This is a genomic window from Faecalicatena contorta (assembly GCF_001404335.1).
Taxonomy (GTDB): domain Bacteria; phylum Bacillota; class Clostridia; order Lachnospirales; family Lachnospiraceae; genus Faecalicatena; species Faecalicatena contortus_B.
The window spans coordinates 1-1,197 of the sequence record NZ_CYZU01000119.1 but is presented as its reverse complement, the minus strand read 5'-3'; the positions used below and the strand labels follow the sequence as shown (position 1 = coordinate 1,197).

Sequence of the window (1,197 nt, the reverse complement as noted above, 5' to 3'; positions counted from 1 at the left end):
CCCGCCTATCCGGCATCGGCTGTTCAAGAATCACTAAGCGCATTCCAGCATTTCGCAACGGCATATACAGCCCCGGCACCTCCCCGGCCTCCCTGTCATAAAGCTGGCTCATCCAATCGGCAGGTAAGTTCGCCAACCGGGTGGGATCCCGGACCAGGGCAGCGGATGTGGATTGGCTATGCGTGTCTTTTCATCTTCAAGATGTGCATGAACTGTAAGCCGTATCCCCTTGCTTATGTACACCTACTGGGGACATAAAAGTCCCGCCAATTCTATATCCATACGCTGCCCCCGTTTGAGGCCCCACCTTAGGAACGAGTCCTTTTCCTGCCGGTTGGATGCGCCAGCTCCATGAAGGGATAGCTGAAAGCCTCGCGGAGAACATCCATGTCCTTTCAAAAACGCTCAAAGCGGACCTTAGAAATTCTTGGTGGGAAACAGCCCTGAAAATGGAGCACCACTGACCCAGGCGAGAAAATCATCTGATTTCTCGTGATGTGTCAGTGGTGCTCCATTTTCAGGGCTGTTTCCCGCCTAGAATTTCTTAGGTCCGCGGCCGCGTTTTTGAAAGGACATGGATGTTCTCCGCGAGGTTTTCGGCTATCCCTTAACGGAGCGCCCCCATCCGCGCCGAGACTAAAGCTCGTCGCTGAATCCCGATTTGGCAGTTTTGGATAAATTATGGGGGATGTCTTTGTTGAAAAGTGACAATTGACTTTTAGTATTTTTACGGGTACAATTTGAAACAGATAAGAAGTTAACGTTAAAGTAAACGTTATTTTTTTGAAGTTTAACTTTAACGTTAACTTTATCGGTTACTACAATTTAACATTACATTTAGGAGGAAAAGACTATGGCAGGGAAAAAGATCAGACTGGCGCTTGTGGGAGTGGGGAATTGTGCATGTTCTCTTGTTCAGGGGATTGAGTTCTATAAGACACCGGAGATTGCTGAAGAGGCCGGCGGGCTTATGCATTATAACCTGGGGGGATATGTTCCTTCCGATATCGAAGTTGTTGCAGGTTTTGATATTGATTCCAAGAAGGTGGGCAAGGATGTCAGCGAAGCAATTCTGGAATGGCCAAACTGTACATACAAAATCTGTGATGTTCCGAAACTCGGAGCGCCGGTATTAAAAGGACCAGTCCTGGACGGAGCTCCGGATCATCTGCAGCACTACTATGGCAAAGACTACTT

General features: G+C 48.3%; 1 pseudogene. It reads left to right on the top strand.

The features are described from left to right. Nucleotides 1-853: 853 nt before the first annotated feature. A pseudogene (locus tag ARB69_RS25510) lies at nt 854-1,197 on the top strand (inositol-3-phosphate synthase); the annotation flags it as partial.